Consider the following 5,892-nt stretch of genomic DNA (forward strand, 5'->3'; position numbering starts at 1 on the left):
CGGCGCGCCCCTCTCAGGGGAACGGGGCGGCACGGGAGCACCGCGCCCTCGCAGGGCGGAACCACCGCGCCCAACAGGACGGGAGGCGGCGGCATGGGCGGCCTGCTCGACGACGAGCACGCCGAGCACGAGGTCGTCGCGGCCCTGTCGGCCGACGCCGACTCCTACACCTGGGTCGCCGCCGCCATCGGCTCGCAGAACGCGGCCGGCCTCCAGCTCGGCACCGAGCTGCCGGTCATGGCCATCGGCGGCTTCAACGGCTCCGACCCCTCCCCCACCCTCGAGCAGTTCCAGCAGTACGTCGAGGACGGCGAGATCCACTACTTCGCCGCCGGTGGCGGCATGGGCGGTGGCATGGGTGGCTCGGGCACGGGCTCGCAGATCTCCACCTGGGTGCAGGAGAACTTCACCGAGGTGACGATCGACGGCTCGACCTTCTACGACCTCACCCAGCCGGCCTCCTCCTCGACGACCACGACCACCGACGGGGCGAGCAATGTCTGACGCGCCCGTGCTCGACGTCGTCGTCCCGGTGTACAACGAGGAGCACACGCTCGGCGCCAGCGTGCACCGGCTGCACGAGCACCTCCGGCAGACCTTCCCCTACCCCTTCCGCATCACGGTGGCCGACAACGCGAGCACCGACACCACCCCGCTCGTGGCCGCCGAGCTCACGCGGCAGCTGCCCGGCGTGGTCCTCGTGCGGCTGGAGCAGAAGGGTCGTGGCCGCGCGCTCAAGCAGGTGTGGCTCGCGTCGCCGGCACCGGTGCTCGCCTACATGGACGTCGACCTGTCGACCGACCTCGACGCCCTGTGGCCACTCGTCGCCCCGCTCATGTCGGGTCACTCCGACCTGGCGATCGGCACCCGGCTGCACCAGGACAGCCGGGTCGTGCGCGGCGTGAAGCGCGAGCTCATCTCCCGCTCCTACAACCTCGTGCTCCGTGCCGCGCTCGGCGCACGGTTCTCGGACGCCCAGTGCGGCTTCAAGGCGATCCGCGGTGACGTCGCGCGAGTGGTGCTGCCGCTCGTCGAGGACCCCACGTGGTTCTTCGACACCGAGCTGCTGACGATCGCGGAGCGCTGCGGCCTGCGCATCCACGAGGTGCCCGTCGACTGGTGGGACGACCCCGACAGCCGCGTCGACGTCATCGGCACCGCCCGGGACGACCTGCGTGGCGTGCGGCGGATGCAGCGCTCCTTCGCGGCCGGGCTGCTGCCCACGGAGGCGATCCGGCAGGAGATGGGGCGGGTCCCCCTTCGTCGGGGGTGGGGGCGCACGTCGTGCGCTTCGGCGTGGTGGGCGTGGCCTCGACCCTGCTGCACCTCGGCCTCTTCGCCGGATTGGCCACGGTGGTCGGGCTCGGCTCGCAGACGGCCAATGTCACCGCCCTGCTGCTCGCGACGATCGCCAACACCTGGGCCAACCGGCGGTGGACTTTCGGGATCAGAGGGAGCGAAGGGAGCCTGCGTCACCAGGTGCAGGGGCTGCTCGTCTTCGCGGTGACGTGGGCGATGACCTCCGGCGCCCTGGGAGTGGTCCAGACGGTCTGGCCGGCGCGCCCGTCGCCGTCGAGACGATCGTCATCGGTGTCGCCAACGTCGTGGCGACGGTCGCGAAGTTCGTCGCGATGCGCTCGTGGATCTTCGCCGACCGCGGTGGGAGCGAGCCCGCGACACCGGACCCGGTGGTCGACGAGGTCCGTGAGATGGAGGGCGCTCGCTGACCCGGACCCCGGACGTGACAGGACCCCGGCCGCGTGGCGACCGGGGTCCTGTCTGCTGGCGGAGGCGGAGGGATTTGAACCCTCGATGGGCGGTTAGCCCAAACCGCATTAGCAGTGCGGCGCCATAGACCGGACTAGGCGACGCCTCCAGACAACCCGGACAGAGTATCTGCCGGGTGGGCGGGCATCCAACTCGGGGCCGTGCGGGCCACCGGAGAGGGTCGATCAGCCGCAGATGTCCTCGTCGGCGGTGCGGCTCTCGACGGCGGTCGGGGCCGGCGGTGCCGTGACCGTCGCGGTCGGCAGCGGCTCGGAGCCCTCGCGGTTGGGCACCTCGCGGGCGGTGTCCGCACCCGAGCCGAGGACGACCTGGACGGTGCCTGTGGTGAGGCCCACGTCGACGACGAGCTCGCGCCGGGGTAGGCGGCCGCGACGGTGCGGGCCGCCTCGGTGTCGCCCTGCGCGTGGCGGACGATGACCCCCTTCGTCGCCGAGGTGGGGGCCACGTCCGCGACCGTGGCGGTGAACCCCTGGACCTGCAGGGCCGCCACCTCCTGGCTCGCCAGACCACTGGTGCCGGTGTCGTTGACGACGCTCACCGCGATGTCCGACGGAGCGACGGTGAGGGCGCGCTGCTTGATCTTCTTCTTCGGCTCCTGGCCGGGCAGCGGGGTGTCGTTGCGCACCGCGGTCCACAGCTCGTCGGCGGCCTCCTCACGCCACTGCACGCGGTTGACGTCGGCGGGATATGCCTCGGTCGGTACGGTGACGAAGACGATCTTGTCGGTGCCGATCCCCTTGAGGCTCGAGGCGATCGACATCATCCGACGCAGGCCGAGGTCGTCGTCCGCGGTCATCGACTTCGTCGCCGCGTCGAGGAACTTGTAGAGCCGATCGGGGCGCAGCAGGAGCGAGGTCTTCGTCGCCTCCTGGGCCATCGACGACATGAAAGCCTGCTGCCGCTTGATCCGCTGCAGGTCGGAGCCGTCACCCAGCGTCTTGCGCATCCGGACGTAGCCGAGCGCCTCCTTGCCCTGCAGCCGCTGCCGTCCCGCCTCGAGGCTGATCTGCGCGTCCTCGTCGTGGACCGCCTCCGGCAGGCAGACCTCGACGCCGCCGAGGCCGTCGACCATCGACTGGAATCCGCCGAAGTCGATGACGGCGACGTGGTCGACGTAGATGCCGGTGAGTCCCTCGAGGTCTTGACCGTGCACGCCGGCCCGCCCTGGTTGAAGTTGTCGTTCCACCGGCGGACCTCGCCGTTGGCGACCGTCGAGGTCGGGTCCGCGCAGTCGGTCGGGGCCTTGGTCATCGAGTCGCGCGGGATCGAGACGACGTAGGTGGACTTGCGGTCGGCCGAGATGTGCACGAGCAGGTTGGTGTCGGAGCGCGGCCCACCCTCGGCGGTCCCGACGCCGTACTCGGTCGTCCCGAGACCCTCGCGGGTGTCGGAGCCGATGACGAGGATGTTGAGTGCACCGTCGACGTCGTCGGGCCGCTGCGTCGAGCCGTGCCCGATGTCCACCCGCGAGATGTTGTCGTCGAGGTGCATGGCGACACCGAGCCCCACCGAGGTCACGAGCGCGGCGGCCGCTCCACCGGCGACGAGGGCACGGCGACGCCGGGTGGCTCGCCTGCCCTCGCGGTGCTCACGCAGCGTCGTGCGCGTGTGGTGGGTCCCGAGCCCGGAGGCGTGCTGACGACGTGCGGCGCGGGAGCCGAAGGCGGGCTCGGAGGCGGACTCGTCACGACCGCGCCGAGGGGAGCGACGACTGCGCTCGAGCTCTCGCTCGCGCTGTCGTCGTGCGGCGCGCGTCTCCGCGGGGCCGTCGTCCTCGGTGGTCATCGCGGGCACGATACAGGCAGGCACTGGGCGGCTGCGTCATCGCAGGCGGACAACGACGAAAGCCCCCGCCCTCAGGCCGGGGGCCTCGCAGCCGGACAACGACGAAGGCCCCCGCCGTCAGGCGGGGGCCTTCGTGTGGAAGCGGTGGGATCACCGCATCAGGTGTGCGTCGTCTCAGACGGGACGGACGCGCTCAGCCTGGGGGCCCTTGGGGCCCTGGGTGATCTCGAACTCGACGCGCTGCGCCTCGTCGAGGGACCGGTAGCCGGTCGTGTCGATAGCGGAGTAGTGAACGAACACGTCGGGGCCGCCGCCGTCCTGGGCGATGAAACCAAAGCCCTTCTCAGCGTTGAACCACTTAACGGTGCCCTGTGCCATGGGGTGAATCTCTTTCGTGTTGAACTATCCGGGCCCGCAGGTCGCGGTCCCTTGCCAGCTGCAAGCGCCCCTCGGCAGGGGGTACACGCCCCTGGAAACACTGTGGGCTCGACGTGGCGTCGGACCCGTTCGCATCATGCGAGAAGTTCTGTACTGCAACTACGCGGTGGACGCTACCAGCAAATACCCCGCGGAGCGCGATTGCGTCACATTGCCCGGAACGCTCCGCGCGCCTGCCCGGGCCGTACGCTCCGGGTCGGGAGCACCGGGACCCGCCGGTCAGGCGTGCCGGCGGACCGCGTCGATGGCCTCGGCGTAGCCCGGCACGCCCCGGCCGACGATGACCTCGGCGGCCACGTCGGAGATGTAGGAGTGGTGGCGAAACTCCTCGCGGGCGTGCACGTCGGAGATGTGCACCTCGATGACCGGGCACCGCACGGCGGCGAGCGCGTCGCGGATCGCCACCGAGGTGTGGGTCCAGCCGCCGGCGTTGACGACCACACCGACCGCCCTCGTGCGCACCTCGTGGATCGCGTCGATCATGACGCCCTCGTGGTTGGTCTGCCGGAAGTCCAGGCTCCAGCCGAGCTCGTCGGTGCGGGCACGGCACAGGGCCTCGACATCGGCGAGCGTCTCGTGCCCGTAGACGTCGGGCTCGCGCTCGCCGAGGAGGTTGAGGTTGGGGCCGTTGAGGACCACGAGGACGGGTCGATCGCTCACCCCGGCAGCCTAGTGCGAAGGGAGTCTCAGCCCTCCCGCCGCAGGGTCCGCTCGAAGAGCCGTCGGGTCGCGCGCGGCAGCACCGACTCGGCGACCTGCACGTCGAGCGCGGGCCGCTCGCAGCTCACGCCGTAGCAGAAGGCGTCCGGCCGCGGCGTCCCCTGTCGGCGAGGCGCGGCGAGCTGCGGCCCTCGAGGAGCGAGCGGAAGGCGCGCGCGTCGGACGGGGGGAGCTCACCGAGCCGGAGCTCCCGGGTGCGGGTCAGGCCGCCAACCCCCTCCGGTCCGGGTGAGCCGCAGCGCGGCGTCCTCGTCGGCCGGCTCCGGCGGCGCGGTCCGCTTCTGGGAAGGCGCAGGGACTCCCCCCTTCGCCGGCGGGGGTGACGCCCACCTGCTGCCAGGCGTCGACCACGGCCGCCGCCTGTGTGGAGCCCTCGCCGTAGCGGGCGCCTGCGGCCGCGACGGTGAGGGCGGCGAAGGTCGCGAAGTCGCAGTCGGCGCTGATGTCGCCCAGGAGCACGTCGCGCCAGATGAGGCCGGGCGCCTGCCACGCGGGGCCGCCGATCGCGGTCGCCGCCAGGTGGAAGGCCTTGTTGGGGATGCCGGAGTTGATGTGGACGCCGCCGTTGTCGTCGCTCGTGCGCACGAAGTCGTCCATGTGCGCCGGCTGCGGGTCGCGACCAGCCGGGGGTCGTCGTAGGCGGTGCCCGGCGCCGCCATCGACCGCAGCGCACGGCCCTGCACCCCGGGCAGCAGCAGCTCGGCGCCGATGAGCCAGTCGGCCTCGTCGGCGGACTGGTCGAGGTGGCGCTGCTTGACGAGGACCCCGAAGACGTCGGAGACGTGCTCGTTGAGCGCCCCGGACTGACCGCGGTAGAGCAGCCCCGCCGTGTGCTCGGTGACCCCGTGCGCGAGCTCGTGCCCGATGACGTCGAGGCTGGCGGTGAAGCGGCCGAAGGTCTCGCCGTCACCGTCGCCGAAGACCATCTGCTCGCCGTTCCAGAAGGCGTTGTCGTACTGCTCGGCGTAGTGCACCGTCGCGACGAGCGGCATCCCCGCCCCGTCGAGCGAGTCGCGGCCGTACTCCTGCGCCCACAGCTGCCAGGTCAGGCCGAGCCCGTCGTGGGCCTCGTCGGCCGCCGGGTCGACCCGTCGGCGGGTGGCCCTCGGCGCGCACGACGTCGCCGGGCAGGTCCTCGCCCCGCGCGCGTCGTGGATGGTG

The 5,892-nt window shown here is 71.8% G+C and carries 6 protein-coding genes, 1 tRNA gene and 4 pseudogenes; 4 read left to right on the top strand and 7 right to left on the bottom strand.

Annotation, left to right across the window (positions count from 1 at the left end; translation table 11 throughout):
* The first annotated feature begins 93 nt into the window (after positions 1–93).
* The 4 genes and pseudogenes from AC2W7J_RS14900 to AC2W7J_RS14915 all read left to right on the top strand — a co-directional run bounded on the left by AC2W7J_RS14900 (position 94) and on the right by AC2W7J_RS14915 (position 1,727).
* Positions 94–504: a mannosyltransferase YkcB-related protein gene (locus tag AC2W7J_RS14900; protein ID WP_485983340.1), complete on the top strand. Its 411-nt coding sequence runs from the start codon at positions 94–96 to the stop codon at positions 502–504.
* Positions 497–952 (top strand): annotated as a pseudogene (locus AC2W7J_RS14905) (glycosyltransferase); the annotation flags it as partial. The gene AC2W7J_RS14900 and the pseudogene AC2W7J_RS14905, both read left to right, overlap by 8 nt.
* Before the next feature lie 353 nt (positions 953–1,305).
* Positions 1,306–1,494: pseudogene (locus tag AC2W7J_RS14910) on the top strand (GtrA family protein); the annotation flags it as partial.
* A gap of 14 nt (positions 1,495–1,508) precedes the next feature.
* Positions 1,509–1,727 carry a hypothetical protein gene (locus AC2W7J_RS14915; RefSeq protein WP_485983346.1) on the top strand — a complete coding sequence of 73 codons (219 nt, stop codon included), beginning with the start codon at positions 1,509–1,511 and terminating at the stop codon, positions 1,725–1,727.
* A gap of 56 nt (positions 1,728–1,783) precedes the next feature.
* Here AC2W7J_RS14915 and AC2W7J_RS14920 read toward each other — a convergent pair.
* The 7 genes and pseudogenes from AC2W7J_RS14920 to AC2W7J_RS14950 form a co-directional block, all read right to left on the bottom strand.
* Positions 1,784–1,876: transfer RNA gene (locus AC2W7J_RS14920), tRNA-Ser, on the bottom strand.
* Entirely contained in the window at positions 1,862–2,674 is an 813-nt protein-coding gene (locus AC2W7J_RS14925; RefSeq protein ID WP_485983343.1) for an LCP family protein, read from the bottom strand. Before AC2W7J_RS14925 ends, AC2W7J_RS14920 begins: the two co-directional genes overlap by 15 nt.
* Positions 2,663–3,573, bottom strand: a pseudogene (locus tag AC2W7J_RS14930) (LCP family protein); the annotation flags it as partial. The gene AC2W7J_RS14925 and the pseudogene AC2W7J_RS14930, both read right to left, overlap by 12 nt.
* A gap of 174 nt (positions 3,574–3,747) precedes the next feature.
* On the bottom strand, positions 3,748–3,951 hold the full coding sequence (locus AC2W7J_RS14935; RefSeq protein WP_007927749.1) for a cold-shock protein: 204 nt from the start codon (positions 3,949–3,951) through the stop codon (positions 3,748–3,750).
* Between the two features lie 279 nt (positions 3,952–4,230).
* Entirely contained in the window at positions 4,231–4,671 is a 441-nt protein-coding gene (gene aroQ / locus AC2W7J_RS14940) for a type II 3-dehydroquinate dehydratase (protein WP_421009230.1), read from the bottom strand.
* 261 nt (positions 4,672–4,932) lie between these two features.
* On the bottom strand, positions 4,933–5,328 hold the full coding sequence (locus AC2W7J_RS14945; RefSeq protein WP_485983344.1) for a M4 family metallopeptidase: 396 nt from the start codon (positions 5,326–5,328) through the stop codon (positions 4,933–4,935).
* A 74-nt stretch (positions 5,329–5,402) separates the two neighbouring features.
* Positions 5,403–5,888, bottom strand: a pseudogene (locus AC2W7J_RS14950) (M4 family metallopeptidase); the annotation flags it as partial.
* Positions 5,889–5,892: the final 4 nt, after the last annotated feature.

This window comes from Janibacter sp. CFPM2_SD2 (assembly GCF_057364645.1).

Bases quoted from the DNA above. Each gene is read 5' to 3' on its own strand.
- AC2W7J_RS14935 (WP_007927749.1), bottom strand. From the start codon at position 3,951: ATGGCACAGGGCACCGTTAAGTGGTTCAACGCTGAGAAGGGCTTTGGT.
- AC2W7J_RS14945 (WP_485983344.1), bottom strand. From the start codon at position 5,328: ATGGACGACTTCGTGCGCACGAGCGACGACAACGGCGGCGTCCACATC.
- AC2W7J_RS14925 (WP_485983343.1), bottom strand. From the start codon at position 2,674: ATGTCGTCGATGGCCCAGGAGGCGACGAAGACCTCGCTCCTGCTGCGC.
- AC2W7J_RS14900 (WP_485983340.1), top strand. From the start codon at position 94: ATGGGCGGCCTGCTCGACGACGAGCACGCCGAGCACGAGGTCGTCGCG.